The organism is Georgenia satyanarayanai (genome assembly GCF_023715365.1).
Taxonomy (GTDB): Bacteria; Actinomycetota; Actinomycetes; order Actinomycetales; family Actinomycetaceae; genus Oceanitalea; species Oceanitalea satyanarayanai_B.
In genome coordinates, this window is the sequence record NZ_JAMBNZ010000003.1 from 209,211 (window position 1) to 235,091 (window position 25,881).

Consider the following 25,881-nt stretch of genomic DNA (forward strand, 5'->3'; position numbering starts at 1 on the left):
CGCACGAGCCGTCCGGCGGGGACGAGCCCGAGCCCCCGGAGGGACGTGGGATGAGCACCTCGACGTCGGCCGACACCGAGCCGGACCTCAAGCGGGCCATCGGCCCCAAGCTGCTGCTCCTCTTCATCGTCGGCGACATCCTCGGGACGGGCGTCTACGCCCTCACCGGTGAGGTCGCCGGTGAGGTGGGCGGTGCCGGCTGGGCCGCGATCCTCCTCGCCTTCGCCGTCGCCACCGTCACCGCCTTCTCCTACCTCGAGCTCGTGACGAAGTACCCGCAGGCGGCGGGCGCCGCGCTGTACACGCACAAGGCCTTCGGCGTCCACGTCCTCACCTTCCTCGTCACCTTCGCGGTGCTGAGCTCGGGCCTCACCTCGGCGTCGACGGCCGCGAAGTTCCTCGCGGAGAACGTCATCATCGGCTTCGGCCTGGACTGGGGCTCGGGCGCCGTCACGCTGATCGCGATGGCCTTCATCACCCTGCTCGCCCTCATCAACCTGCGCGGCGTGGCCGAGTCGCTGGCCTTCAACGTCGTCCTCACGCTCGTCGAGCTCACCGGCCTGCTCATCGTCATCCTCATCGGCTTCTGGGCGATGTCTCAGGGGAACGTCGACCTCGGCCGCGCGATGGTCTTCGAGACGAGCGAGGACAAGACCGTCTTCCTCGCCCTGACCTCCGCGACGGCGCTCGCCTTCTTCTCGATGGTGGGCTTCGAGGACTCCGTCAACATGGCCGAGGAGACCAAGGACCCGGTGCGGATCTTCCCGCGGGTCATGCTCACCGGCCTCGGCCTCACGGCGTTCATCTACGTGCTCGTGTCGGTCACCGCCGTCGCGGTCGTGCCCGTCGGTGAGCTCGCCGGCAGCACGACGCCGCTGCTCGAGGTGGTCCGCCGGGGCGCCCCCGACCTGCCCGTCGACACCATCTACCCGTTCCTGTCGATCTTCGCCGTCGCCAACACCGCGCTCATCAACCTCATGATGGCCAGCCGCCTCATCTACGGGATGGCCCAGCACGAGGTGCTGCCGCCGCTGCTCGGCAAGGTGCTGCCCGGCCGCCGCTCACCGTGGGCGGCGATCGTCTTCACCACGCTCCTCACCTTCGGGCTCGTCTGGGGCGTCACCCAGGTGGCCGGGGAGGGGACCATCACCGCCCTGGGCGGCACGACGGCGCTGCTCCTGCTGGCGGTGTTCACGGTGGTCAACGTCGCGGCGATCGTGCTGCGGCGCCGGCCGGTGGACCGCGAGCACTTCCACGCGCCCCGGGTGCTGCCCTACATCGGGGCGGTCACCTGCGCCTTCCTCGTCGGGCCGTGGGCGCAGGACACGATCGAGTACCAGATCGCCGGCGGGCTCATCGCGATCGGGCTGGTCCTGTGGCTGCTCACCTGGGCCTTCTACCGGCGGGGACGCCCGCCGCTCGAGCCGGGGGCCCTCGGGGACTGAGCGCTCAGCGCCGCCCCAACCGCTGCACCGCGAGCTCGACGATGTCCGCCGTCCGCTCGGCGAGCGGGAAGTCGGCGAGCGGCACCCAGCGCGCGAAGTCGGTCGTCCCGCCCACCTCGGTGGTCCCGAGCTGCCCGCCGACGACACGGGCGTGGAAGAGGAAGCGCTGGGACCGGTAGGGGCGGGAAAAGGGCCCGCCGGCCGGGGCGTTGTGGTGGTGGATGGCCAGGAGCGGCCCGAGCTCGACGTCGTAGCCGGTCTCCTCGTACGCCTCGCGCACCACCGCGTCCTCGACGGCCTCCTCGTACTCGACGCCGCCGCCCGGGAGCGACCAGCTCGGCCTGCCCCCGTCGCCGCCGTTGAACCAGGTGAGCAGGATCTCGCCGGCCTCGTTGACGATGACCGCGTAGGTGGCCAGCCGGGTGTCGTACTCGGTGAAGTGCACGCGGAGACTGTACGGCGCCGTCGCTAGGCCGTCTCGTGGGCCGGGGCCGGCGCCGTCTCCGCGGTCGCCGCCGGTCGGATCCGCAGGCTCGAGACGAGGCCGACGACGAGCGCGCCCGCCGCGACCCAGCCCGCGATCGCGGCGCCGTCGGTCATCGCGGCACGGGCGGCGTCGGCGATGAACGCCGTCTCGGGGTCGGCCGCGAGCCGCGCGATGCTGCCGCCCGAGCTCGCGCTCACCGACTCGACGAGCGGCACGATGCCCGGGTCGGCCGCGACGGCGTCGGCCAGGCGGCTCTCCGTGCCGGTGCGCAGCGTGGTGAAGAACGCGGTGCCGAGGACGGCGATGCCGAGCGCGGACCCGGTCTGCCGGGCGGTGCTCTGGGTGGCCGATCCCTGCCCGCTGCGCTCGACCGGCACGTCGGCCAGGACGACGCTCGTCAGCTGCGCCGTCGCCAGGCCCACGCCCAGGCCGTAGACGAAGAGGACCGGGGAGGTGAGCCACGCACTGCTGTCGGGCCGGATGAGCAGCGCGAGCGCGGCGATCGCGGCGACCTCCAGGCCGAGCCCGATCCGCACGACGACGACGGGCGCGAGCCGGCGCGAGAGCCCCGCCACCGCGCCGCTCGCGAGGAAGGAGCCGACGGCGAGCGGCACGAGCGCGAGCCCGGCCTCGAAGGCGGTGAAGCCGAGGACGTTCTGGAACCACAGCGGCAGGGAGAGGATGAGCCCGAACTCCCCGAAGCTCACGATGAGGGCCGTGACGTTGCCGTTGGCGAAGGAGGGAATGCGGAAGAGAGACAGGTCGAGGATGACGCCCTTGCCGGCCCGCGCGCGGGCGCGCTCCCACTGGAGGAAGGCGACAAGTGCCACAACGGCGACGGCGAAGGCGAGCGGCACCGGGGACAGGCCCCCGACGGCGAAGGGAGCCGCGTCCTCGGCCGACCACCACCCGTAGGTGCGGCCCTCGATGAGCCCGAGGACGAGCGCGCCGAAGCCGAGGGCGGACAGCAGCGCGCCGCCGAGGTCGAGGCGCTGCAAGGGCCCGTCCCGCACCTCGCGGGACTCGGCGACGAAGAGGAGCAGGCCCGCGACGACGAGGATGCCGAAGGGCACGTTGATCCCAAAGGCCCAGCGCCAGCTCGCGTTCTCGATGAGCCAGCCGCCCGCCAGCGGCCCGAAGGCCGCCATGCCGCCGATGGTCGAGCCCCACACCGCGAAGGCGATCCCCCGCTCCCGGCCGTGGAAGTTGGCGTTGAGCAGGGCGAGGGTCGTCGGCAGGATCATCGAGCCACCCAGGCCCTGAAGCGCGCGGCCCGCGATGAGCAGCCCGCCGCTCCCCGCGAAGGCGCAGCAGACGCTGGCGACGACGAAGACGACCACCCCGGTGAGCATGATCCTGCGCCGCCCGAAGCGGTCGGCGAGGCGTCCCCAGGTGAGCAGGAGCGCGGCGAAGAGAAGCGTGTAGATCTCCTGCACCCACTGGATCTCCGTGCTCGAGATCCCGAGGTCCTCGACGATCGCGGGCACGGCGACCGAGACGATCGTCGAGTCCATGATGATGAGGGCGACGCCGAGGCTGATGGCGAGGAGTCCCCACCAGCGGTAGCGCACGAACCTGCTGGTGGGCTCGGGCACGGGGACTCCTGTCGGGTGGGGGTGGGCCGGTGTGAATGTAGACCCGCGCCCCTCCTCCCACCCGTCGAGGCGGCGTGGCCCCGGACACTTCCGGCGGACGCGCCCGCGTGCCAGGGTGGGGAGGTGGACGCTACCGAGCCCGGGAGCCTGCGCGGACGGACCTTCCGCGGCCGCAGCCTGCGCGAGTCGCGCTTCGTCGGCTGCGACCTGGCCGGCGTCGTCGTGCGCGGCAGCGACGTCGCCGGGATGGAGGTCGACTCGCCCTGGCTGCTCGAGGAGGGCGGCACCTTCCTCGTCAACGGCGTCGACGTCGTGCCACTGGTCGACGCCGAGCTCGACCGCCGCTTCCCCGGACGCGAGCTGCGCCGGGCCGCCGACCCGGAGGGGCTGCGGCGCGCGTGGGCCGCCCTCGAGGGAACCTGGGCGGCCACGGCCGCGCGCGCCGCGGCGATGCCCGCGGGCACGGTCGACAGGTCGGTCGACGGCGAGTGGTCCTTCGCCCAGACCCTGCGGCACCTCGTCATGGCCACCGATCTGTGGCTCGGCCGGGCGGTCCTCGAGCGGGAGCGGCCCTTCCACCCCGTCGGGCTGCCGTACGACGACGACGACGGCGGCACCGTCGCGTTCGACGGCTCGGAGCTCTCCTCCGGGGAGCCCGCGTTCGAGGAGGTCCTCGAGGCGCGCGCCGACCGGCAGACGCTGGTCCGTGCATACCTGGACGACGTCACTGCCGAGGAGCTGGCCGCGCCGCGACGCAACCCGCACGCCCCCGACCACGGGGAGACGGTGCTCTCCTGCCTGCGCACGATCATCGAGGAGGAGTGGGAGCACCACCGCTACGCCGTGCGCGACCTCGACGCTCTCGGCTGACTAGGCCCGGGTGAGCAGGTCCGCCACGACCTGCGTCTTGGCCTGCGTGTAGTCGTCCCACCCGGCGGAGCCCCGCGCGGCGGCCTCCTTGACGCGCAGGTAGCGCTCGCACGCGTCGGCGTCCCGCCGCAGGAGGTCCCGGAACGTCAGCCGTCTCGTCCACGCGCGCCCGCCGTGCTCGACGACGTGGACGACAAGGGTCCGCGCGCGCCGGTCCGGTGCGCTGAGCCAGCAGTGGTGGGTGAGCTCGCCCTCGAGGTCGAGGCCCGCGTCACGGAGCCGGTGCGCCACCTCCACGACGCGCGTGGCGTCCACGCCGACGAGGACGTCGACGACGTCCTTGGCCGGCAGGCCCGGCACCGCGGTGGAGCCGATGTGCTCGAGATGGGCGCCCGGCAGGAGCGCAGCCAGGCAGCCCGCCATCTCGGTGTAGCGCAGCAGCCACTCCTCGTGGCGGCTCGGCACCAGCCGCACCGCCTGCTGCTCCGCGTCCATGGCGCCGATCATGGCACGGGCAGGCCGGTGGTCGCACCGCGATGCGTCGCCCCTTCGGCTCAGGCCAGGGCGTCAGGAAGGGCGACGCAAGAACGGGAAGTGCGACTCAAGCCGTGGGGTCGACGGCCGCGCGGGGACGGGGCCCGACCGGCCGAGGAGTGAGACGTCGGAGTCCGGCGTACCGGACTCTGGGACGCCGCCCGTCCGGCCGTTGTCGTCGCTCCGGCCCGCTCCTAGCGTCGAGGCGTCCACCCCTGAGGAGCCACCATGAGCACCACCGCCGTCCGCGAGCACCGCGCCCATGCCGTCGAGCTGGCCGGCGTCGCCCGCACCTTCGCGCCGCGGCGCGCGGGCCAGGCGCCGCGCACCGTGCTCACCGGGATCGACCTGTCCGTCGGTGCCGGGGAGATCGTCGCGCTGCTCGGCGCCTCGGGCTGCGGGAAGTCCACGCTCCTGCGCCAGGTCTGCGGGCTCGACTCGCCCACGGGTGGCCGGATCACCATCGCCGGCGAGCCGGTGCGGGGGGCTGACCCGCGCTGCGCCTTTGCCTTCCAGGAGCCGCGCCTGCTGCCGTGGCGCAGCCTGCGCCAGAACGTCGCGCTCGGGCTGCCCCGCGGCACCGACCGGGCCGCGGGCGCGGAGCGGGTGGCCGAGCTCCTCACCCTCGTCGGTCTCGGCGACCGCGCCGAGGACCGCCCGCGCCAGGTCTCCGGCGGGATGGCGCAGCGCGCCTCCCTCGCCCGCGCCCTGGCGCGCCGCCCCGGCGTCCTCCTCCTCGACGAGCCCTTCGGCGCCCTGGACGCCCTCACCCGGCTCAACATGCAGGACCTCCTGCTCGAGCTCCACGCCGCCGAGCCCGCCACCGTGCTCCTCGTGACCCACGACGTCGAGGAGTCCCTCTACCTGGCCGACCGCGTCGTCCTCCTCGGGCCCGGCCCGGGCGGGGCGAGCACGGTCCGGACCGTCGTCACCGTCCCCGGCGCCCGTCCGCGCGACCGCGCCAGCGCCGAGCTCGCCCACCTGCGCGCCGGGCTGCTCGACGGCCTCGGCGTCGACACCCACCACGCCTGAGCCCCACCCCACCGGAAGGCACGCCCATGACCCGCACCCCCACCTACGCCGCCCTCTCCGCCGTCGGCGTCCTCCTCCTGTCCGGCTGCGTGGCCGGTGAGGGCTCCGCCGTCGCCGCCGACGACGCCGGGTCGGGCGACTGGAGCGCCGACACCCTCACGGTCGACTTCGCCACCTACAACCCGCTGAGCCTCATCATCCGCGAGCAGGGCTGGCTCGAGGCCACCCTCGGCCCGGACGTCACGGTCGAGTGGGTGCAGTCCGCCGGCTCCAACAAGGCCAACGAGCTGCTGCGCTCGGGTGCCGTCGACGTCGCCTCCACGGCCGGCTCGGCCGCCCTGCTCGCCCGCGCCAACGAGTCGCCGATCCACACCATCGCGCTGTACGACCAGCCGGAGTGGTCGGCGATCGTCGTCGCGGCGGACTCCGACATCGACTCCGTGGAGGATCTCGCGGGCCGCTCGGTCGCCGCCACGCGCGGCACCGACCCGTACTTCTTCCTCCTCCAGAGCCTCGAGGAGCACGGGGTGGAGCTCGCGGACGTCGAGGTGCAGAACCTCCAGCACGCCGACGGCCGGGTGGCCCTGGAGAACGGCTCCGTGGACGCGTGGGCGGGGCTGGACCCGATCATGGCGGACACCGAGGTCAACGCCGGCTCCCGGCTCGTCTACCGCAACGTCGACTTCAACACCTACGGCTTCCTCAACGCCACCGAGGACTTCCTCGAGGAGTCCCCCGATCTCGCCCAGGTGGTCGTCGACGCCTACGAGAAGGCCCGCGAGTGGGCGGCGGAGAACCCCGAGGAGACGGTGGAGATCCTCGCCGAGGTGGCGGGCATCGAGCCGGCCGTCGCCGAGCGCGTGGTCCTCGAGCGCACCAACCTCGGCATCGACGCCGTCCCCGGGGACGCGCAGCGTGCCGTCCTCGAGGTGGTCGGCCCGATCTTCGTGGAGACCGGTGACGTCCGCACGCAGGCGCAGATCGACAAGGCGCTCGAGGAGCTCATCGACGACACGTGGGCCCGGCAGGCCGACGCCACGACCATCACCGAGGCCGAGTCCTGACATGGCCGCCCTCACCCTCCCCCGGGCCGCCGCGGCCCCCGACGCACGGACGACGGCGGAACCCGCCCCCGCGCAGCCGGCGCCCTTCCGCTGGCGTCCCCTCGCCGTCGTCGCCGTCCCGCTCGCGCTCCTCGGCCTGTGGCACGTCCTCACCGCCGTCACCGGCGTCTTCGCCTCCTACCAGCTGCCCTCGCCCGCCGCGGTGTGGGCGGCCGGGACGGAGCTGGCCGCCGACGGGACGCTGTGGACCCACGTGGCGATCTCGACCCAGCGGGTGGTCCTCGGCTTCGCCGTCGGGGCGGTGGCGGGCCTGGCCGTCGGGGCGCTGGTGGGCCTGTCCCGCTGGGCCGACACGCTGCTGGCGGGGACGGTCGGCGCGGTGCGGGCCGTCCCGTCCCTCGCGTGGGTCCCGCTGCTCATCCTGTGGATCGGCATCAACGAGGACTCCAAGGTCACGCTCATCGCCATCGGTGCCTTCTTCCCCGTCTACACGACGGTCGCCTCGGCGCTGCGGCACGTCGACCCGCACCTCGTCGAGGTGGGACGGGCCTACGGGTACCGCGGTGTGCGCCTGCTGACGCGGGTGCAGCTGCCGGCGGTGACGCCGTCGGTGGTCGCCGGGCTCCGCCTGGCGCTGGCCCAGGCGTGGCTCTTCCTCGTCGCCGCCGAGCTCATCGCGTCCTCGATGGGCCTGGGGTTCCTCCTCACCGACTCCCAGAACAACGGCCGGGTGGACCGGATCCTCCTCGCGATCATCGCGCTCGCCGTGCTGGGGAAGGTGACCGACAGCCTGCTCGGGCTCGTCGAGAGGTGCCTCGCTCGCCGCTGGTGAGCGCCCGGTCGGTGGCCCGGCCCGGGCCGGCCCACCGCACCTCAGCCCGCGCCCGCCCGTGTGGCGGGCTCGATCACCGTTCCGGCCCCCGGGAAGAACAGCGACTCCTCACCGGAGCGCGCCCAGCGCACGACGTACGGCGGTCCTCCGTCCGCGCCGCGCACGGCGACCACCTCCCCGTCGCGGTCCGCCCCGTGCAGGGCACGGACGAGGACCCGGTCACCTGGAGCAGCCGACATGGCTCTCACCTCCCCTCCTCGTGAGCGGCCGGCCACCTCGCCGGCCCTCCTCCCATGGTGGCCCGCCGGGGGCGCGACGGGAAGGGATCAGGCGTCGAGCTTCCTGGCGATGCGCTGGACCGTGAGCCAGGTGCGGACCGTGACGTCCTTGCCGTAGGTCCGGCCCACCCACGCCATGAAGTCCGGCGTCCGGCCCGGGTCGCTGTTGTCGATGACGGCGAGGAGGACGCGGGCGGCCGGGTCGTAGCCGACCACGCGGGTGCGCGGGTCGGGCTCCTCCGGCAGCTCGACGGGCTCCGGGGGCCGGTGCTTGAGGAAGACGGCGGTGAGGTACGTGCCGCGTCCGTGGGTGAGACCGGGGAAGGGGTCGGAGTCGAGGAGGGCGCGCAGCTCCTCGGCGGTCCGCACGAGGTTCCCGCCCGGGATGCCGAGGCGCTCGTGCAGGGCGTCCTGGATGCGCTCCTCCAGGGCGGCGGTCTCCTGCGCGGGGGCGTGGAAGACGATGTTCCCGCTCGCCAGGACGGAGGCGACGCGGTCGAGGCCCAGCTCCTCGAAGACGGGGCGCAGCCGCTCGTTCCTCATGGCCGGGTTGGACGGCATGATGCCGCGCAGGAGCGCCGCGTAGCCGGTCACCGCACCAGGTCCTTCGCGGACGCGCCCCGGACCTCGAGGTCGCGCGGCGGGTTGCCGAGGGCGAAGTGCCGCCACGCGCCCGTCCGCCCGAGAAGGACACGCTCCGTCGTCGTCGCCATGAGCCGCACAGTAGACCCGTCACCCGGTGGTCATCCGGGAAACGGGACGCGGGGGGCCGACCGGAGAGGTGCTGGCGGACTACGGTTCCGGCTATGGCGATGACGCTGAGCATGGTGACCTTCGACACGACCGATGCCGACTCCCTTGCCACGTGGTGGGCGGAGCAGACCGGCGGTGAGGTGGTCGAGCGCAACGACGGCTGGTACGTCATGGTCGCGGGCGGCACGCTGCCGGTGCTGCTGGCCTTCCAGAAGGTTCAGGACCCGACTGCCGGGAAGAACCGGATCCACCTCGACCTCACGGCCCCGGACCTGGACGGCGAGGTGGAGCGGCTGCTCGGGGCGGGCGCGACGCTCGTGGCGCGGCGCGGGGACGAGAGCTTCCGCTGGGTCACCCTGGCCGACCCGCACGGCAACCAGTTCTGCGTGGCCGCCGCCGCCCACGTCTGAGGCGGGGCGCTACTGGTGGGCCGAACCGCGTGAGGCTCAGAGCCCTCCTCGAGGCTCTCTCTCACCGGTGGTCCTCCGCCTCCGACCGGCCCGTCGGCACGAGTGCCCACACGTGCTTGGCACCGCGGCCAGGCTCGGGGTACCAGCCCCACTCCGTCGTCGCCCGGTCCAGGATCCGCAGCCCGTGCCCACCGGCACGGCCGTCGTCCGTCGGGCGGTGGGCGGGGGTCTCGTCACAGGCCCGGTCACGCACGTCCACGAGCCAGCTCGGTCCGTGCTGGGACAGGGTCACGACACCCGCCCCCGCTCCGTGCCGGAGGGCGTTCGTCGCGAGCTCGCACATGACGAGCAGGAGCAGCTGCTCCTCCCGTGCCGAGCGACCGGCGCCGTCGTCCAGGACCTCGGTGACCGAGTGCCGCAGCCCGGCCAGCTCCCCGGGCTGCGTGAGCGGCCAGGAGCCCAGCACCGGTCCAACTGCCTCCGGACACGGTACTGGCGGGCACGGCCCGTAGGGCTCGACCATCTGCACCTCTTGCCTGAGGACGTCCTCGATCGGGCGCGCACCGCTGTGCCGCGTGGGCACCACCGTAGGTGCTCCCCCGTGCCCCCGCCCCCGGAGCGGTCCGCTACCTGCTGTGGTCGGCCGGGTCGGTGTCGTCCGAACGCAGGTCCTGGATTAGGCGCAGGTCCTCGGGGTGGAGCTCGTCCCTGGCCTCCACCGAGTCGAGCAGGAGCCGAATCTGGTGGTCCAGCGCGTCCACGACCTCGGGCCGGCCCTCCTCGCGCACGTGAGTGACGAGCATGCGCAGCACCCTCAGGATGGTGGCGACCACGCGCGGCTGGTCCACCGAGGTCTGGCGCAGCTGGTCGAAAGCGTGCTCGACGAGCTCCACGTGGTCGAGGTTCCACGGCTGGACGAGCACCCGCCCGTCGCCGTCGCGCACCGCCGCCGGCGCCGCCGGAGCGGCGAGGACGGCCCGCATCAGGCTGCCGACGCGCAGGACGACCTCGACGGCTGTCGTCGGGTCGTTGATGGCGGGGCTCAGGGCCCGCAGGCCGATGTCGACGAGCTGACGAATGGCGAAGTCGACGTCCTGGAGCATGGTGCGCGCGTCGGCGACCTCGATCGCGGCCGCCATCGTCTCGCGGGCCCGCTCGGGCGGCGGCGGCCAGGCGGTGAGGAGCGGCTCCCCGCTGTGGATGTAGGCCCCGACACGCGTCTCGAGCCGCACGGTGGTGCCCGAGGGCGCGGCTCGGAGCAGCAGTCCGGCGTCGACCTGGCTGATCCACCCGTTCCTCGAGCAGGGGATGACCGTGGCGCCGTCTGGTGCGCACAGCCCGTGCGGGTCGATCTCCTCCAGCCCTCGGGGCAGCTGTCCGGCGGCCGCGACGACCGCCTCGCCCTCGTCGCCGATCTTGCGGACGACGTTTCCGACCTGCAGCCCGCGCGCGAGGTGGTCGAGGTGCAGGATGATGCCGACGACCGTGACGAGCGTGAGGACGACGGCGATCGTCAGGGAGATCCGCGGCGCGGGGTCGGTCGCCTCGCCGCTGATGTTCGGCAGCACGAGGACGCAGTAGAAGAAGGTGCCGACGAGCAGGCCGATGACGACCTGGCTCAGCCGGTCGCGGATGAAGGAGCGCATGACCCGCGGGGAGAACTGGTCGCTGGCGAGCTGGAGGCTGACCACCGTGAGGGAGAAGACCACGCCGACGGTCGTGATCATGGCTCCCGCGACCGTGGCGAGCAGCCAGGTGGCAGCATTGGCGCTCATGGCCAGCGTGACGGGCACGTCGGCGTCGTGCCCGATCGCGTCGTCGACGGTCGGGGCGACGACGGCGAGCACGATCCCGGCGAGCATGATGAGCGCCGGCAGGAGGAAGAGACTCTCCTCGAAGCGGTAGCGCACAGCCGCTATCCGCAGGGCCAGTGCTATGCCACGAGGTCGCGTCACGTGCTGCCTTCCGTCCGTCCTGTCCAGTTCAGGTCCCAGGTTGGCCCGTCGCCGTCGTTGCCGCACCCGCTGCCGGGACGACGGCCCAGACGTGCTTGACGCCGTCGTCGGGGCCCGGGTACCAGCCCCAGGCAGTGGCCACGGTGTCGAGGATCCGCAGGCCGTAGCCGCCGGGGCGCCCGTCGTCACGCGCCCGGTGCCCGGGCGGCGTGCGCCAGTTCCCGTCGCGCACGTCGAGGAGCCAGCCTCCGGCCGCGGTGTGGAGCGACACGGTGACCGGTTGGGACCCGTACTTGAGGGCATTGGTGGCCAGCTCGGACAGGACGAGCAGCAGCCGCTGCGCTGCCTCGACGTGTGGCTCCGGCCTCAGCACCGCGGTGGCCGAGCGCCGCAGCGCGCCGAGCTCTCGGGCGTCCGTGAGCGTCCAGGAGCCCAGTGAGGAGCCCCCGCCCACCGGCGGAGTCGCCGTCGGGCGCGGGCCGTGGGGGTCGGTCATGTGCCCCCCTCGTCTCAGGCGTTGTTGATCCGGCGTCCACCGCCGTCCGTTCCCGCGTCACGGTACGTCGGCGACACCGTGCCCGCGCGTCGCGTCAGCGGCGGTGCCAGCTCCAGGGCGGGGTCGAGAACGTCGAGGAGGATCTGCAGGGAGGGGCAGGGACCGTGGAGCACGAGCTCGCTACCGAGGGCGTTCAGCGTCCTGCGCGCGGCCAGCAGCCGGTTGAGCCCGGAGACGTCACAGAAGCTCACCCCGCTGAGGTCCAGAGCAACGTGCGCCGCGCCATCGGCGATGAGCGGGCTCAGGGCCGCGTCGAGTAACGGGACCGTCGAGAGGTCGATCTCGCCGACGACGGCGAGGCGCACCGCCGCGTCCTCCGGGCCGCTCACGGGTCGGACGTCGAGACCGGGTGCACTGGGGCGGGAGAGACGGTGGGGGTCGAGTGCCATGGTGAGGACCTCCGGCCGGCGACGATGATGGGCCCATGGGAGGTCGAACGCCCCATGGCAGCGCTTCGCTGCGGCTATGGTCCTAACCACTGCCGAGGCTACGGTGTGACGGGGGCGCCGTCCAGCAGAGGCGGCGGCCGGCCGGTGCCCTCGCCCCGCGTGTGGGACGATGGTGGGGTCGGAGCCTCCCCGCGCGCGCCACCCAGCGGCGTGCCGCCTTCGCTGCACGTGAGTCCGGGACTCTGTTCCCCGAGATTGCCCAGTGATGGCCGTGACCGACGCACCCGCTCGCGAACGTGACCGCGAGCACCTCGTCAGCAGCCTGCAGGACCTCCTGCTCGCCACCGAGGACGTGGAGAACTTCCTCAAACAGCTCGTCGACGTCGCCGTCGCCACGATGAGGATCAAGGTCTCCGCCGGCATCACCCTCGCGCGCGACGGCCAGCCGATGACGGTGGCCAGCAGCGACGCGGAGGCGTCCCGCTACGACGAGGTCCAGTACGGGCACGACACCGGTCCGTGCCTGACCTCGATGCGCACCGGTGACGTCGTTCTCATCGAGGACCTCTCCGAGGAGGAGAGGTTCGGCGACTACCGGGCCCACGCCCTCGCCCTCGGGGTGAGGTCGGCACTGTCGCTGCCACTGCGCGGAGGGGAGAACGCGGTCGGCGCCATCAACCTGTACTCCCAGCAGCCCCGCGCGTTCGGCCCTGGGGAGATGGAGCAGGGGCGACGCTTCGCCGACGAGGCGTCCCGGGCCCTGACCATGGCCGTGCGGCTCGCCCAGCACGCCGAGCTCAGCGCGCAGCTCCAGGCAGCACTGACGTCCCGGGCCGTCATCGACCAGGCCATCGGCGTCGTCATGGGCCAGAACCGCTGTGGAGCCGACGAGGCCTTCGCCGTCCTGCGGACCGCCTCGCAGAACCGCAACGTCAAGCTCCGGGCCGTGGCCGAGGAGATCGTCGCCGCTGTGAGCAGCCGGCCGCGGAAGGGCTGAGCCGCTACTGCCGTGCGGCGAGGGTCTCACGGCCGCCGAGCCAGGCGAGGCCCGCCAGGAGGGTGATGGCGCCGGAGACGGCGAAGGCGACGTCGTAGCCGTAGCGGTCGGCGAGTGCGCCGGCCAGCACCGGGCCGAGGATCGCGCCGGCGTCCTGCGCCATCTGGAAGCCCGCGAGCACCTTCCCGCCGCTGCGCTCGTTGCCGACGACGTCGGCCACCGTGGCCTGCTGCGCCGGGTTGAGCAGGCCTGCCCCGACGCCAGCGAGCACGGAGACGGCGAGCACGACGGCGATGTTCGCGGACAGGCCGAGCACGGCGGTGAAGGCCCCGTTGACGACCAGGCCGACCATGACGAGCGGGCGGCGGCCGCGGACGTCGGCCTGGCGGCCCGCGACGTTGAGCGCGAGGGCGTTGCCGACCGCGAAGACGGCGAGCGCCGCACCGGCCGCCCACGGGCCGGCGTCGAGCGCCGCCGCGGCGAAGAGCGGCAGGAGCGCGACGCGCACCCCGAAGTTCGACCAGCCGTTGGCGAAGCCGGAGACGAGCGCGGCCCGGAAGGCGCTGTCGCGCAGTGCTTCCCCGAAGAGCATGGGCGGCTGCGCCAAGGTGTCGCCCTTGCGGGCGTCCCCCTGCCCACCGGTCTCCGGCAGCAGGCGCCACACGACCCCTGCCGCGAGCACGAGCGCGACGGCGTAGACCATGAACGGCACGCGCAGGCCCAGCTCGGCGAGCAGGCCACCGACGACCGGCCCGGCGATGTTGCCCAGCAGGAAGGCGGTCGCGTAGAGCGAGGACGCCCGCCCGCGCGCCGTCGGCGGCGCGAGCCGGACGATGAGGCCCATCGCCGAGACCGTGAACATCGTCGACCCGATGCCGCCGAGCCCCCGGAAGATCAGCAGCTGGACGTAGTCCTGCGCCAGGGCGGTGGCCACGCTGGAGAGCGCGACGACGAGCAGCCCGGACAGGTAGATGCGCCGCTCCCCCAGCCGGGCGATGAGCGCGCCGCCCGCGGGCGCGAAGAGCAGCCGGCACAGCGAGAAGGCGCTGACGACAAAGGACGCGGCCGCGACGGAGACGTCGAAGGAGCGCGCGAACTGCGGCAGGACGGGGGCGACGAGGCCGTAGCCGAGGGCGATGAGGAGGGCGGCGCCCGCGAGGACCCAGATCTCCCGGGGCAGGGCGGGGCGGGGTGAGGTCTGTGGCGACATGTCGCCGCCAGTATTGCTCGGGGGTCAGACGCGCGGCTCACGGCCCTCGGGCTGGGTGGGTTCGGGGCGCAGCGGCGCCGGGTCGCGCAGCGGCACGGTCACCGGTTCCTCCCCCAGCTCGTGCCGCACGCCGTCGACGACGACGACGAGCGGGCCCGGTCCGTCGAGCAGCGTGAGCGTCGTGCCGGCCGCCGTCGTCTCGACGCGCACGAGACGCCCGCGCCAGGTGACGTGGAAACGGGCCCGGGTGAGCGCGCCCGGCAGGAGCGGAGCGAGCTCGAGCTCCTCGCGGTTGTCGCGCAGCCCCCCGAGACCGGCGGCCAGCGCGAGCCAGGAACCGCCCATCGAGGCCATGTGCAGGCCCTCGGCGGTGTCCTCCTGGATGTCGCGGAGGTCGACGAGGGCGGCCTCGCGCAGGTAGCGCAGGGCGAGGTCCGGGTGGCCCGCCAGTGCGCAGGCGACGGCCTGCGCCGAGGCGGACAGCGAGGAGTCACGCACCGTGCGGGCCTCGTAGTACTCGAGGTCCGCCGCGGCCTCCTCGTCGGTGAACTCGTCGCGGGACCACCACAGGGCGAGCTCGAGGTCGGCCTGCTTGACCACCTGGCGTCGGTAGAACTTCGCGTAGTGCTGGTGCTCCTCCACCGGGTAGGAGCCGCGCTTGTCGGCGAAGCGCCACTCCCGGTAGGTGGTGAAGCCGGTGTTCGCCGGGTGGACGCCGCGGACCTCGTCCCAGGGGACGTGGACGGCGTCAGCGGTGGCGCGCCAGGAGGCGACCTCCTCGGTGGTGACGCCGAGCTCACGGGCCCGCTCGGGCGCCGACTCACAGGCCTCGGCGGCCCGGACGAGGTTGCGGCGGGCCAGGAGGTTGGTGAAGACGTTGTCGTCGACGACGCCGGTGTACTCGTCGGGTCCGGTGACCCCGAACAGGTGCCACCCGCCGTCGGCGTCCTCGTGCCCGATCGACATCCACAGCCGGGCGGTCTCGACGAGGACCTCTCGGCCGCCGAGCTCGTCCAGGGACCGGCCGGTGATGTTCGAGTACAGCCAGAAGGCGCGGGAGACGGCCGCGTTGACGTGGACGGCGGCCGTGCTCGCCGGCCAGTAGGCAGAGGTCTCGTGCCCGTCGATGGTGCGCCACGCGAAGGTGGCGCCCCGCCAGTCGAGGACTTCCGCGCGTTCCCGGGCGGCGTCGAGGGTGGAGGCGCGCCAGCGGAGCAGCTCGGCGGCGGCGTCGGGGACGAGGAGCGTGAGCACCGGCACGACGAAGCCCTCGACGTCCCAGAAGGTGTGGCCGTTGTACCCGGCGCCGGTCAGGCCCTTCGCGCCGACGGGGGCGTGGGAGATCCGCGTCGCGGAGCAGTACAAGTGGAAGAGGTCGAACCGCAGCGCCTGCTGGAGCTCCGGGTCGCCGTCGACCTCGACGTCGGCCCGCTCCCAGAAGTCGTCGAGGGCGCGACGCTGGGCGGCGAGCAGACCGTCCCAGCCGAGCGCCTCGCCGCCGCGGACGGCGGCGACCGCCCGCTCGACGAGGGAGTCAGCGGGCAGGTCGTGGGACCAGGTGTAGCCGACGGTCTTGGTGAGCCGCAGCGCCCGGCCGGGCTCGACGTCGGCGACGACCGTCGTGACGACGCGGTCCTCACCCGCCTCGGACTCGACGGCCGTGGCGCCGTCGACGTCGTGGTGGACCACGGCACCGACACCGATCCCGGTCCGTCGAGTACGCAGCGCGAGGCTCCCACCGTCCTGCGCCGCCTGCGCCGTGAGGACCTCGAAGGGGTCCTCGAGGGCAGCTGACACGCGCGGGTCGTCGCTGTGGATCTCCGGAGGGCACACGCCGAGGGTGAGCTCGGAGCGCACGACGACGTGGGCTGGCCCGTCGAGCGCGCGCAGCTCGTACCGGACGGCGAGGACCGAGCGCTCGGTGAGGGAGACGAGCCGGCGAGTGCGCAGCTCGAGCGTCGTTCCCGACGGCACACGCCACCGCATCCGCCGGTCCAGGGTGCCGGCGCGCAGGTCCAGACGGCGCTCGTGGACCTCGGGCTCGATCTCCCGGACGTCGAGGGCGGCGCCGTCGACCGTGAGCCGGAGCGGGGTGCCGTCGGCGACGGCAACGATCGCCTGCCCCTCCTCCGGGTGTCCGTACCCGCCCTCGGGGTAGGCGAGCGGGTGGGTCTCGAAGACCCCGGAGAGGAAGCTGGCACGCGCGACGCAGGGGTCTGCCTCGTCGAGCGTGCCCCGCACCCCGAGGTACCCGTTGGACAGGCTGAACAGCGCCTCGGCGGCGCCGAAGGTGTTCAGGTCGACATGGGGCTCACGGACCTGCCACGGGTGGACCTCGAGGTGCGGTGCGGCCATCTCAGGGGGTCGGCATGCCGCCGGTGACGGCGAGCGTCTCCCCGATGACGTAGCTCGACTCCGGGGAGGCGAGGAAGACGTAGGCGGGGGCGAGCTCCGTGGGCTGGCCCGCGCGGCCCAGCGGGGTGCTCTTGCCGAACTCGGGCAGGTCCTCGATCGGCTGGCCGTAGGAGGGCTGCAGGGGGGTCCAGATCGGGCCCGGAGCCACCGCGTTGACGCGGATGCCCTTGGGCGCGAGCTCCTGGGCCAGGCCCTTGGAGAAGGTGTTGATCGCCGCCTTCGTCGAGGCGTAGTCCAGCAGCGGCGGCGGCGGCTGGTAGGCGACGACCGAGGTGGTGTTGATGATCGTGGAGCCGGGCTGCAGGTGGCGCAGCGCCGCCTTCGTCACCCGGAACATCGCGAGGATGTTCGTCTCGAAGGTCTCGACGATCTGCTCGTCCGGCGTGTCCTCGAGGCTCTCGTTGGCGATCTGCTTGGCCGCGTTGTTGACGAGGATGTCGAGGCCGCCGAGCTCCGCGACGGTCCGCTCGACGATGTCGCTGCACACGGTCGCGTCGGTGAGGTCGCCGGGGATGAGGACGGCCTTGCGGCCGGTCTCGGTGACGATGCGCGCGACGTTCTGCGCGTCCTCCTCCTCGGCGGGAAGGTAGTTGATGGCGACGTCGGCGCCCTCGTGGGCGAAGGCCACCGCCACGGCCGCGCCGATGCCGGAGTCGCCGCCGGTGATGAGGGCCCTGCGGCCCACGAGGCGGCCGGTGCCGCGGTAGGAGTGCTCGCCGATGTCCGGCTGCGGCGTCATGTCGGCCTGGAGACCCGGCTCCGACTGCTCCTGCTCCGGTGGCGTGATCTCCGGGTAGCGCGTGACTGGGTTCTGGAAGGTGAGCTGGTCGGTGCGGGTGGTGTCGGCGTCCTCGGAGGCCATGCGTGTCTCCTTCGCTGCGTCGTGATGGGGCCCCTCCAAGTCTGCGGACGGTGCGGCGAGGTCGCATCCGGACGGGTGGCGAGGTCTCGAGCCCACGACCGCGGGCCTGGCCGAGGCGAGATCCGCCCGTGAGTGAACGCTGTCCACCGCTGGAGCGACGGGCGTCAGCTCCGATGTCAGTGGTCGGTCCTAGCCTTGGAGGTAGGACGGCAGAGCAGTCGTAGCCCGCAGAGGGGGTGGGTCGGTGAGCAGCATCGAGGACTTCGACCCGCACGCTGCGTGGCTCGAGGACCCGTACATCCGCGAGCCGATCGGTGAGCAGTCTGCCCGTCGTCTTGAGGAGCTGTGGGCGCAGGAGGAGGACGCGGCCGATGTGTTCCTCCTCGATGCCGGGGACAGGCCGCCACCGTCGACGATCACCGACGAGCAGCCGAGCTTCGAGTCGCGCCAGCCGGTGTCGGCCGAGGCGCTGGCGGGCATGGCGCCCGATGGTCAGCTCCTCGCCGAGCTGGAGGACATCGACCCTGGCGAGGTGGATGAGTACTACCTCGTGGAGATGGCCGCCGGCTACCAGCGCATCGCCGCGTGGGCCACCGCCAAGCTCACCCGGGTGGCCGGTGAGCTCTCCCGGCGCCCGCTGATGAACGGCAGCGGCGCCCTGCCCTCGCACGTGAGGTCGGGGAACATGGCCGCCGACGAGCTCGCTCCGCGCCTGGGGTTGAGCCGCTTCGCCGCGCAGCGGATCGTGAGCAACGCCCGCGCCTTCGAGAACGTCTTCGCCCTCACCGGTCAGGCGCTGGCCATCGGGCACATCGACGCCCGCAAGGCCACGACGATCGTCTCGATGCTGGAGGACTACCCGGTCGAGATCGCCGTCCTGGTCCAGGACTGCGTCATCGACGACGCCGGCACCCAGACCCACAGCCAGCTCCTCGAGGCCATCAAGAAGGCCGTCATCGCCCTCAGCCACGAGCACGCCGACCTCTTCCACGCCCGCGCCCGCGCCCGGCGACGGGTCGAGCACCCCCGTCAACTGCCCGACGGCATGGCCTGCATCCGCGCAGTCCTGCCCGCCACCGACGCCGCAGCCATCGACCTCGCACTCCAGGCAGCCGCCCGCTCCGCCCAGGCCAGCGGCGATGACCGCACCCTCGACCAGCTCCGCGCCGACATCCTCTCCCTCATGGGCCACACCGCCCTCGAGCTCGGATACGTCGGACTACCACCAGGCACCACCCCGCCCACCGAGCCAGCCCCCGAGCCACCGGCCGCACCCGAGCCGATGCCCGAGCCACCGGCCGCACCCGAGCCGGCACCCGAGCCACCGTCCGCACCCGAGCCGGCACCCGAGCCACCGTCCGCACCCGAGCCGGCACCCGAGCCACCGGCCGCCCCCGAGCCGGCACCCGAGCCACCGGCCGCCCCCGAGCCGGCACCCGAGCCACCGTCCGCACCCGAGCCGGCATCCGACCGGCCAGGGGTACCTGAGCGCGACCCGTCGCCGGCACCGATCGGCCCTTCTGACGACACGACGGTGCCCAGCAGCCCAGCGGTCGAGGAGACTCCCGCCGCAGACGCCCCCACGGCGCTCCCAGGCCCGTCCACACCAGCCGCGGAGCAAGGTAACGCCGGCCGGCTCGTACCGCCGGGCACCACGGGTCCCGATCCCACCGCTCCCGATCCACCAAGCCACCCGTCCAAGGGGACAGGTGCGCCCACGGTCGGCTCCTCCACCACCGCAGCGCGATCCGAGCCACCCGAGCCACCCGAGCCACCCGCAGATGCTCCGCCACCCGGCAGCGGCGGCACCGTCCCGCGCTGCTGGCACATGCCCGTGGGCCACCTCGGCGGGCAGCGCGCCCAGATCCGCGTCCTCGTGCCGCTCTCGGTCCTGCTCCCACCCGACATCGCCCGCCAGCTCGGCCTACCAGCCTCAAAACCGGCCGGCGGCACCGGCGCCGAGCTGCCCCCGCTGCCCGACGAGGACACCATGCTCGCCATCCTCAACCGCGAACCCGCCGAGGTCGCCGTCCTGGAGGGCTACGGACCCATCTCCCCCGCCGTCGCCCGCGCCGCGGCACTGGGCGGGACATGGCGACGGATCATCACCGACCCACTCACCGGCACCATCCTGGACCACGGACGCACCCGCTACCGGCCACCCAACGAGCTCGCCGAACTCATCCGACTACGCGACGGCACCTGCGTGCGCGCCGGCTGCACCCACTCCGCTCGCGGCTGCCAGCTGGACCACATCGTCCCGTGGAACGCCGGAGGCACCACCTCCATGCTCGGCCTGGAGGACCTCTGCACCCACGACCACATCCTCAAGACCAGCGGCCAGTTCCAGCTCCACCGCCTCAGCACCGGCGCCTACCAGTGGATCACCCCCAGCGGCCACATCTACCGCCGCCACCCCGGCGGCCGCGTCACCCGCGAACGCCGCCCCACACAAGGCATGCCCGACACCCCCACCTTCTAGCACCGCCACAGCCAGCCGCGTCAACGTCGTCCTGCTCGTCCGCGCCGTCGGGCCAGTGGAGGAGCGGCCCGGTGACGAGGATGCCGTCCGGTCGGGCGAGGGAGAGCAGCGCCGCCGTCCCGTCCTCGTGCTCGATCTGCCGGGTCCACGGCGTCGAGCGCGCGTAGTCGACGCGCAGGCGCGGGTCGTGCTCGAGGGACACCTCGCCCTCGAGGCACTCCACCCGCCGCACGAGGTCGCCCTGGGTTCACTGAGCAGCGCGCAGAAGACGGCCGGGGAGTCGAACCGCGGCAGGTACAGCCAGTCGACGCTCCCGTCCCGCGACACGAGCGTCCCATTCGGCCCGGCATCGCCACCGCCCGCACCCGCTCAGCGGCGCAGCACGTCCCGCAGGGCCGCGAGGACGAGGGCGACGGCGGCGTCGTCGGCGTTGGGTCCCATGAGCCCGATGCGCCACACGCTGTCCGCGTACCGCCCCGCCCCGGCGCCGATCTCGATGCCGTACCGCTCGAGCAGCTCCCGGCGCACCGCGGCGGCGTCCACGCCGTCGGGGACGACGACGGTGGTGAGCTCGGGCAGCCGGTACCCCTCCGCGGCGAAGAGCTCCAGGCCCATCTCCTGCAGCCCCTCCTGCAGCCGGTGGCCCGCCCGCTCGTGCCGCGCCCACACCGTCTCCAGGCCTTCGTCGAGAATCCGCCGCAGCCCGCCGTGGAGGCTGGCGACCATCGCCGTCGGCGCGGTGTGGTGGTAGGTGCGTGACCCGCCGGCGGTGCCGCCGACGTATCCGCCGAGCAGACCGAGGTCGAGGTACCAGGACCGCGGCGTCTCGACCCGCCGCGCGAAGGCGCGGTCGCTGATCGTGAAGGGCGCGAGGCCCGGCGGGACGCCGAGGCACTTCTGCGTGCCGGCGTAGCCGATGTCGATGCCCCACTCGTCGGCACGCAGCTCGATGCCGCCGATGGAGGTGACGGCGTCGACGAGCAGCAGCGCCTCGCCCTTGAGCCGACCGAGCGCGGCGACGTCGGAGCGCACCCCCGTGGACGTCTCGGCATGGACCATCGCGACGATCTTCGGGGCGGGGTGCGCGGCGGCGACGCGCTCGACGTCCACCGGCTGCCCCCACTCGTGCTCCACGCGCGCCACCTCGGCGCCGCAGCGCCGGGCCACCTCACACATCCGCTCACCGAAGAGCCCGTTGACGGCGACGACGACGACGTCGCCCTCGCTCACCGTGTTGACGAGGGCGGCTTCCATGCCGGCCGAGCCGGTGGCCGACAGCGGCAAGGTGCGCGCGTTCTCCGTCTGCCACACCTCGCGGAGCATCGCGCAGGTCTCGTCCATGACGCGGATGAACTCCGGGTCGAGGTGCCCGAGCAGCGGGGCGGCGAGCCCCGCCGTCGCCTCCGGGTAGGGGTTGGTGGGGCCGGGACCGAGGAGGTGACGGGTGACGAGAGGCATGGCCCCTGTCTATCCCCGCCGCCACGGCCGCACAAGCACCCGTAGCCTGGACCGACCATGGCACTCGCCGTCTGCCTGCTCCTCGACCAGGCGGACGAGCGTGCGCTCGTCCGCCTGTGGCGGCGGGTCGAGGCCGCCGGTGTGCCGAGCATGGCCACCCACACCCACGGCGCGCACCTGCCGCACCTGTCCTACGCGGTGCTCCGGTCCTATGACGTCACCGCCGTCCAGGACGCGGTCGCGCCGCTCCCCGACGGCGGTCCGCTCACCCTTCACCTGAGCGCCGTCGCCACCGCGCCGCGCGGTCGGGTCTGGCTCGTGCCCGCGGCGTCCGCCGAGCTCGTCCGCCGCCAGCGGGCGGTGGTGGAGGCGGTGACGGCGACGGGTGCCGAGCTGCACCGCCACTACGTACCCGGCCGCTGGCTGCCGCACCTGAGCCTGGTGCCCCGCGCCCGGCTCGTCGACCTGCCGGTGGTGGCCGAGGCCGCCTACGCGGTCCTGCCGTTCGAGGTGCACGCCACCCGGGCCGCCCTCATCGACAGCGCGACCGGCGAGCGGTGGCCGCTCGGCACACTCCCCTGAAGGCCCCGCGGCTAGTGTCGGTGACGTGGACAGCGACGACGAGCGCAGCTATCTCAAGGCAATGCTCGTCGTCACGGTCGCCCTGGGCATCGTCACCGCCGTCGTCGCGGTCCTCGTCGCGGTCTTTCCCGGCGGTGGTGGGGACGACGAGCCGACCTCTCCGGGGACAACGGCCCCTGCGGCCCCGGGGTGGCCGGTGCCCGACGGCGCCCCGGCCGGCCCGTAGGGCAGGGACGCTCAGCCGCCGACGGCGTTGACGGCCGCGGCGAAGACCCGCGGCAGCCGCTGAGCCGCCGGGACGAGCAGCGGCCGGGCCGGGGACGCGCCGACCGTGAGCAACGTCTGGGTGAGCAGCCGGTGGCGGCGCACGATGCGGCGCCACTCTCGCTCGTACCCGGCCGCGTCCCCGGCGACGACGGACCGCACCGCCGCCTGCGCCTGCGCGAGCGCCAGGCTGATCCCCTCCCCCGTCAGCGCGTCGACGTAGCCGGACGCGTCCCCGACGAGCAGGACCCGCCCCTCCACCCGCTGCCGTGAGGCCTGCCGCAGCGGGCCGGCGCCGCGCACGGTGGAGGCGGGCTGCGCACCGGCAAGCCGCTCGAGCAGCTCGGGAAACTCGGCGAGCTGCTCCTCGTACGGCGCGCGCCGGGAGGTGAGGATCGCGACGCCCACCTCGTCGTCGGCCACCGGTGTCACGTAAGCCTCGCTGTGCGCGGCCCAGTGCACCTCGACGTGGTCCGTCCACGGCGCCAGACGCACGTGGCGCCGCAGCCCGTAGCGGGCGGGCCCGGGCGTCCGCGCCTCCAGGCCCAGGGCGCGCCGCAGCGGGGAGTGCAGCCCGTCGGCGACGACGACGTACCCCGCCGTCTCGCCGTCGACGACGACGCCGCCCGGCTGGTTCCGCACCTCGCGGACCCGCCCCTGCTCGATCCGCACGCCGGCCTCGAGCACCGCCTCGCGCAGCGCGCGGTGCAGCTCGGTGCGGCGCACCCCTCGACCCGCCGGGCCGCGGAAGCGGGTCTCGGCGCTCCGTCCCGGCGCGCAGTAGCGGATCCCCACGATCTCCCGGCCCGCCGGCCCGACGCCAAGTGCCGCGAGGTGGGCCACCCCGGCGGGCATGACCCCCTCCCCGCACGCCTTGTCGACGACGCCGGCCCGCGGCTCGCGCACGACGACGCTCAGCCCCGCCGCCGCGGCGTGCAGCGCCGTGGCGAGCCCGGCCGGGCCGCCACCGGCGACGACGACGTCCACCTCAGCGACCCGCCGGTACCGCGGTGGCCAGGGCCTGGTTCTCGGTGCGGACCCGCACCGTGAGGAGCGCCGCGTTGGCCACCGTGAAGACGAGGGCGGTGACCCAGGCGTCGTGGACGAGGGGCAGCGCGAAGCCCTCGACGACGACGGCGACGTAGTTCGGGTGGCGCAGCCACCGGTGGCGGTAGGGCCCGCGGGCCACGAGGGGCAGGTCGGGCACGACGATGACCCGGGTGTTCCACCGCGGCCCGAGCGTCGTGATGCACCACCAGCGCAGCGCCTGGGACCCGAGGGCGAGCGCGAGCATGACCCACCCGACCGCGGGCACGAAGGGCCGGTCGGCGACCCACACCTCGACGAGGCAGCCGACGAGGAGACCGGTGTGGAGCACGACCATGACCGGGTAGTGCCCGGCGCCGCTCTCCTTCCCACCGCGGGCGAAGGCCCAGCGGGCGTTGCGCGTGGCGACGACGAGCTCGGCGAGCCGCTCGAGCGCGACCGCACCGACGAGCACGGTGAACAGGACCTGCGACGTCATCGGGCCTCCAGGAGCACCATCTCGAGACTGAACCCCGGTCCCATCGCCATCATGAGCCCGTGGCTGCCAGGGGCGGGCTGCGCGTCCAGCGCCGCCCGCAGGATGTGGAGCACCGACGCCGAGGAGAGGTTGCCGACCGTCCGGAGCGACTCCGTCGTCAGCGCGAGCGCCTCCAGCGGCAGGCCGAGGGTCTCGGCGAGCGCATCGATGACCTTGGGGCCGCCCGGGTGGCACACCCACCACCCGATGTCGGCGACGGTGAGCCCGTGCTCCGCGAGGAAGGCGACGACGTCGGCCCCCACGTTGTCGCGCACGAGGTCGGGGACCTCGGCGCCCAGGACGATCCGCAGACCCGTGGAGCGCACGTCCCAGCCCATGACGCCCTGCGTCCCGGGGTAGAGCCGGCTCGCGGCGGCCACGATCCGCGGCAGCCCCGCCGTCGCGACGCCGGTGGAGGTGGCGACCAGCGCGCCGGCGCCGTCACCGAACAGGCCGCTCGCCACGAGGTTCGCACCCGAGGCGTCCCCCCGCTGGACGGTGAGCGAGCACAGCTCGACGCTGACGAGCGCACCGACCGTGCCCGGCCGGCCGGCCAGCAGGTCGTGCAGCCGCGCGGTCCCCGCGGCGCCGGCCATGCAGCCGAGCCCGACGATGGGCAGCCGCACGACGTCCCGCCGCAGCCCGACCTTCTCGGCGATGCGCGCCTCGAGGGAGGGCACGGCCAGGCCGGTGATGGTCGTCGAGACGATGAGGTCGAGGTCCTCCGGGGCGAGCCCCGCGGAGTCCAGGGCCCGTGTGAGCGCCTCGGCGCCGAGGTCGACGGCGGCGGCGATGAAGGCGTCGTTGGTCTGCCCGAAGTCGAGCAGCTCGGCGTACTGCTCGAGCGGCAGGGCCACGTGGCGGCCGTCGACGCCGCAGCCGGCGTGGATGCGGCGGATGAGCCGCTCCCCGCGCGCGTCCAGGCCGATGATGTCGACGAGCGCGTCGGTCAGCTCGCCCTGCGAGTAGCGGTACTCGGGCAGCACCGGCTCGACGGCGAGCAGCTCAGTCACAAGCCGAGAGTACGGGCTAGCCTCCACGGGTGCCCGTCATCGCCGCGCTCGCCCGCGCCAGCCACCCGGCGCCGACCATCGTCGTCACCGCGCTGGCAGCGCTGCTGGCCGTGGGGGCGGGCCACGGGCCGGGCGGCACGCTGCTCGTCGGCCTGGCGGTGCTCACCGGCCAGCTGTCGATCGGCTGGTCCAACGACCTCCTCGACGCCGCCCGTGACCGTGCCGTCGGGCGGGTGGACAAGCCGCTGGCGACGGGGGCGCTGAGCACGCGGGTGGTCGCGCTCGCGCTCGGCCTCACCCTGGCGGCCACCGTCGCCCTCTCCCTCGCCCTCGGGGCGCGCGCCGCCCTGGCCCACCTCCTCCTCGTCGGTGGCGGGTGGGCCTACAACCTCGGCCTCAAGTCCACGGTCGTCTCGTGGCTGCCCTATGTCGTCGCCTTCGCCGCGCTGCCGGTGGTGCCGTGGCTGGCGCTGGACCCGCCGGTGCTGCCGCCGTGGTGGATGCCCGCCGTCGGCGGGCTGCTCGGGGCCGGCGCGCACGTCGTCAACGTCCTGCCCGACCTCGCCGACGACGCCGCCACCGGGGTCCGCGGCCTCCCCCACCGACTCGGGGCGCGGGCCTCGGGGGTGCTCGCCGTCGTCGTCCTCCTCACCGGCACGGCCGTCGCCGTGCTGGGCCCAGGCGGTCCGGTGCCGGTGTGGGCGTGGGCGGTGCTCGCCGGCGCCGGCATGCTCGCCGTCGTCTCCCTCGGGCGGCCCGGCCGCGCGCCCTTCTACGCGGCGATGGCCATCGCGCTGGCCAACGTCGTCGTCCTCCTCGTGCGGGCGGCCTGAC

At 73.9% G+C, this 25,881-nt stretch carries 29 protein-coding genes; 11 read left to right on the forward strand and 18 right to left on the reverse strand.

Annotation, left to right across the window (positions count from 1 at the left end):
- The first annotated feature begins 50 nt into the window (after positions 1-50).
- The gene (locus tag M3148_RS05135; protein ID WP_251303614.1) at positions 51-1,445 is read left to right on the forward strand and encodes an APC family permease; all 1,395 of its coding nucleotides are present in this window, start codon (positions 51-53) and stop codon (positions 1,443-1,445) included.
- Positions 1,446-1,449: 4 nt separating this feature from the next.
- Here the strand turns inward: M3148_RS05135 and M3148_RS05140 are convergent, their stop codons facing one another.
- Both M3148_RS05140 and M3148_RS05145 read right to left on the reverse strand, forming a co-directional pair.
- Positions 1,450-1,890, reverse strand: coding sequence for an NUDIX hydrolase (locus tag M3148_RS05140; protein ID WP_251303615.1), 441 nt, complete (start codon positions 1,888-1,890; stop codon positions 1,450-1,452).
- Between the two features lie 23 nt (positions 1,891-1,913).
- On the reverse strand, positions 1,914-3,527 hold the full coding sequence (locus tag M3148_RS05145; RefSeq protein WP_251303616.1) for a DHA2 family efflux MFS transporter permease subunit: 1,614 nt from the start codon (positions 3,525-3,527) through the stop codon (positions 1,914-1,916).
- Positions 3,528-3,650: 123 nt separating this feature from the next.
- Here M3148_RS05145 and M3148_RS05150 point away from each other — a divergent pair, with 123 nt between their 5' ends.
- A complete protein-coding gene (locus tag M3148_RS05150; RefSeq protein ID WP_251303617.1) occupies positions 3,651-4,397 on the forward strand; it encodes a DinB family protein in 747 nt (248 codons plus the stop codon).
- Here M3148_RS05150 and M3148_RS05155 read toward each other — a convergent pair whose 3' ends face one another.
- On the reverse strand, positions 4,398-4,892 hold the full coding sequence (locus tag M3148_RS05155) for a GrpB family protein (RefSeq protein WP_251303618.1): 495 nt from the start codon (positions 4,890-4,892) through the stop codon (positions 4,398-4,400).
- A 267-nt stretch (positions 4,893-5,159) separates the two neighbouring features.
- Between M3148_RS05155 and M3148_RS05160 the strand changes: the two genes are divergently transcribed.
- From M3148_RS05160 to M3148_RS05170, 3 genes are read left to right on the forward strand one after another with little or no spacing between them, the layout of a single operon-like run.
- Entirely contained in the window at positions 5,160-5,963 is an 804-nt protein-coding gene (locus M3148_RS05160; RefSeq protein ID WP_251303619.1) for an ABC transporter ATP-binding protein, read from the forward strand.
- A 26-nt stretch (positions 5,964-5,989) separates the two neighbouring features.
- Positions 5,990-7,027: an aliphatic sulfonate ABC transporter substrate-binding protein gene (locus M3148_RS05165; protein ID WP_251303620.1), complete on the forward strand. Its 1,038-nt coding sequence runs from the start codon at positions 5,990-5,992 to the stop codon at positions 7,025-7,027.
- 1 nt (position 7,028) lies between these two features.
- Entirely contained in the window at positions 7,029-7,859 is an 831-nt protein-coding gene (locus M3148_RS05170; RefSeq protein ID WP_251303621.1) for an ABC transporter permease, read from the forward strand.
- A gap of 41 nt (positions 7,860-7,900) precedes the next feature.
- Here the strand turns inward: M3148_RS05170 and M3148_RS05175 are convergent, their stop codons facing one another.
- The 3 genes from M3148_RS05175 to M3148_RS17750 all read right to left on the reverse strand — a co-directional run bounded on the left by M3148_RS05175 (position 7,901) and on the right by M3148_RS17750 (position 8,850).
- Positions 7,901-8,098 (reverse strand): DUF1918 domain-containing protein, encoded by a 198-nt coding sequence (locus M3148_RS05175; protein ID WP_251303622.1) that lies wholly within the window; start codon positions 8,096-8,098, stop codon positions 7,901-7,903.
- Positions 8,099-8,185: 87 nt separating this feature from the next.
- The gene (locus M3148_RS05180; protein ID WP_251303623.1) at positions 8,186-8,731 is read right to left on the reverse strand and encodes a DUF1697 domain-containing protein; all 546 of its coding nucleotides are present in this window, start codon (positions 8,729-8,731) and stop codon (positions 8,186-8,188) included.
- Entirely contained in the window at positions 8,728-8,850 is a 123-nt protein-coding gene (locus M3148_RS17750; protein WP_285883257.1) for a hypothetical protein, read from the reverse strand. Before M3148_RS17750 ends, M3148_RS05180 begins: the two co-directional genes overlap by 4 nt.
- Positions 8,851-8,943: 93 nt before the next feature.
- On the opposite strand from M3148_RS17750, the gene M3148_RS05185 reads away from it, so the two are divergent.
- Positions 8,944-9,300 (forward strand): VOC family protein, encoded by a 357-nt coding sequence (locus M3148_RS05185; protein ID WP_251303624.1) that lies wholly within the window; start codon positions 8,944-8,946, stop codon positions 9,298-9,300.
- A gap of 61 nt (positions 9,301-9,361) precedes the next feature.
- On the opposite strand, the gene M3148_RS05190 is transcribed toward M3148_RS05185, so the two are convergent.
- From M3148_RS05190 to M3148_RS05205, 4 genes are all read right to left on the reverse strand, one after another.
- Entirely contained in the window at positions 9,362-9,766 is a 405-nt protein-coding gene (locus tag M3148_RS05190; protein ID WP_251303625.1) for an ATP-binding protein, read from the reverse strand.
- A 160-nt stretch (positions 9,767-9,926) separates the two neighbouring features.
- Positions 9,927-11,210 carry a DUF2254 domain-containing protein gene (locus tag M3148_RS05195; protein ID WP_251303626.1) on the reverse strand — a complete coding sequence of 428 codons (1,284 nt, stop codon included), beginning with the start codon at positions 11,208-11,210 and terminating at the stop codon, positions 9,927-9,929.
- Between the two features lie 73 nt (positions 11,211-11,283).
- Entirely contained in the window at positions 11,284-11,751 is a 468-nt protein-coding gene (locus tag M3148_RS05200; RefSeq protein WP_251303627.1) for an ATP-binding protein, read from the reverse strand.
- A gap of 14 nt (positions 11,752-11,765) precedes the next feature.
- Entirely contained in the window at positions 11,766-12,200 is a 435-nt protein-coding gene (locus M3148_RS05205) for an STAS domain-containing protein (protein ID WP_251303628.1), read from the reverse strand.
- Positions 12,201-12,471: 271 nt separating this feature from the next.
- Between M3148_RS05205 and M3148_RS05210 the strand changes: the two genes are divergently transcribed.
- Complete coding sequence (locus M3148_RS05210) at positions 12,472-13,197, forward strand: GAF and ANTAR domain-containing protein (protein WP_251303629.1); 726 nt, start codon at positions 12,472-12,474, stop codon at positions 13,195-13,197.
- Positions 13,198-13,201: 4 nt separating this feature from the next.
- Here M3148_RS05210 and M3148_RS05215 read toward each other — a convergent pair whose 3' ends face one another.
- The 3 genes from M3148_RS05215 to M3148_RS05225 are packed head-to-tail and all read right to left on the reverse strand — an operon-like array spanning position 13,202 to position 17,684.
- Positions 13,202-14,407, reverse strand: a complete 1,206-nt coding sequence (locus M3148_RS05215; protein WP_251303630.1) for an MFS transporter — start codon at positions 14,405-14,407, stop codon at positions 13,202-13,204.
- A gap of 24 nt (positions 14,408-14,431) precedes the next feature.
- On the reverse strand, positions 14,432-16,762 hold the full coding sequence (locus tag M3148_RS05220) for a glycoside hydrolase family 65 protein (protein WP_251303631.1): 2,331 nt from the start codon (positions 16,760-16,762) through the stop codon (positions 14,432-14,434).
- Position 16,763: 1 nt separating this feature from the next.
- Entirely contained in the window at positions 16,764-17,684 is a 921-nt protein-coding gene (locus M3148_RS05225; RefSeq protein WP_251303632.1) for an SDR family oxidoreductase, read from the reverse strand.
- Between the two features lie 244 nt (positions 17,685-17,928).
- Here M3148_RS05225 and M3148_RS05230 point away from each other — a divergent pair, with 244 nt between their 5' ends.
- Positions 17,929-20,166 carry an HNH endonuclease signature motif containing protein gene (locus M3148_RS05230; protein WP_251303633.1) on the forward strand — a complete coding sequence of 746 codons (2,238 nt, stop codon included), beginning with the start codon at positions 17,929-17,931 and terminating at the stop codon, positions 20,164-20,166.
- On the opposite strand, the gene M3148_RS18115 is transcribed toward M3148_RS05230, so the two are convergent.
- Together M3148_RS18115 and M3148_RS05240 are read right to left on the reverse strand one after the other, a co-directional pair.
- Complete coding sequence (locus M3148_RS18115; protein WP_306469901.1) at positions 20,114-20,389, reverse strand: hypothetical protein; 276 nt, start codon at positions 20,387-20,389, stop codon at positions 20,114-20,116. The two genes, M3148_RS05230 and M3148_RS18115, sit on opposite strands and share 53 nt — an antisense overlap.
- A 146-nt stretch (positions 20,390-20,535) precedes the next feature.
- Positions 20,536-21,624 (reverse strand): pyridoxal-phosphate-dependent aminotransferase family protein, encoded by a 1,089-nt coding sequence (locus M3148_RS05240; protein ID WP_251303634.1) that lies wholly within the window; start codon positions 21,622-21,624, stop codon positions 20,536-20,538.
- Positions 21,625-21,681: 57 nt separating this feature from the next.
- Here M3148_RS05240 and M3148_RS05245 point away from each other — a divergent pair, with 57 nt between their 5' ends.
- Positions 21,682-22,206, forward strand: coding sequence for a 2'-5' RNA ligase family protein (locus M3148_RS05245; RefSeq protein ID WP_251303635.1), 525 nt, complete (start codon positions 21,682-21,684; stop codon positions 22,204-22,206).
- Between the two features lie 25 nt (positions 22,207-22,231).
- Positions 22,232-22,432, forward strand: a complete 201-nt coding sequence (locus M3148_RS05250; RefSeq protein WP_251303636.1) for a hypothetical protein — start codon at positions 22,232-22,234, stop codon at positions 22,430-22,432.
- 11 nt (positions 22,433-22,443) lie between these two features.
- Here M3148_RS05250 and M3148_RS05255 read toward each other — a convergent pair whose 3' ends face one another.
- From M3148_RS05255 to M3148_RS05265, 3 genes are read right to left on the reverse strand one after another with little or no spacing between them, the layout of a single operon-like run.
- The gene (locus M3148_RS05255; RefSeq protein WP_251303637.1) at positions 22,444-23,457 is read right to left on the reverse strand and encodes an NAD(P)/FAD-dependent oxidoreductase; all 1,014 of its coding nucleotides are present in this window, start codon (positions 23,455-23,457) and stop codon (positions 22,444-22,446) included.
- Between the two features lies 1 nt (position 23,458).
- On the reverse strand, positions 23,459-23,995 hold the full coding sequence (locus tag M3148_RS05260; protein WP_251303638.1) for an isoprenylcysteine carboxyl methyltransferase family protein: 537 nt from the start codon (positions 23,993-23,995) through the stop codon (positions 23,459-23,461).
- Positions 23,992-25,047, reverse strand: coding sequence for a type III polyketide synthase (locus M3148_RS05265; protein WP_251303639.1), 1,056 nt, complete (start codon positions 25,045-25,047; stop codon positions 23,992-23,994). The genes M3148_RS05260 and M3148_RS05265 overlap by 4 nt, the downstream gene beginning before the upstream one ends.
- A gap of 29 nt (positions 25,048-25,076) precedes the next feature.
- On the opposite strand from M3148_RS05265, the gene M3148_RS05270 reads away from it, so the two are divergent.
- On the forward strand, positions 25,077-25,880 hold the full coding sequence (locus tag M3148_RS05270) for a UbiA family prenyltransferase (RefSeq protein ID WP_251303640.1): 804 nt from the start codon (positions 25,077-25,079) through the stop codon (positions 25,878-25,880).
- The last annotated feature ends 1 nt before the right edge of the window (position 25,881 follow it).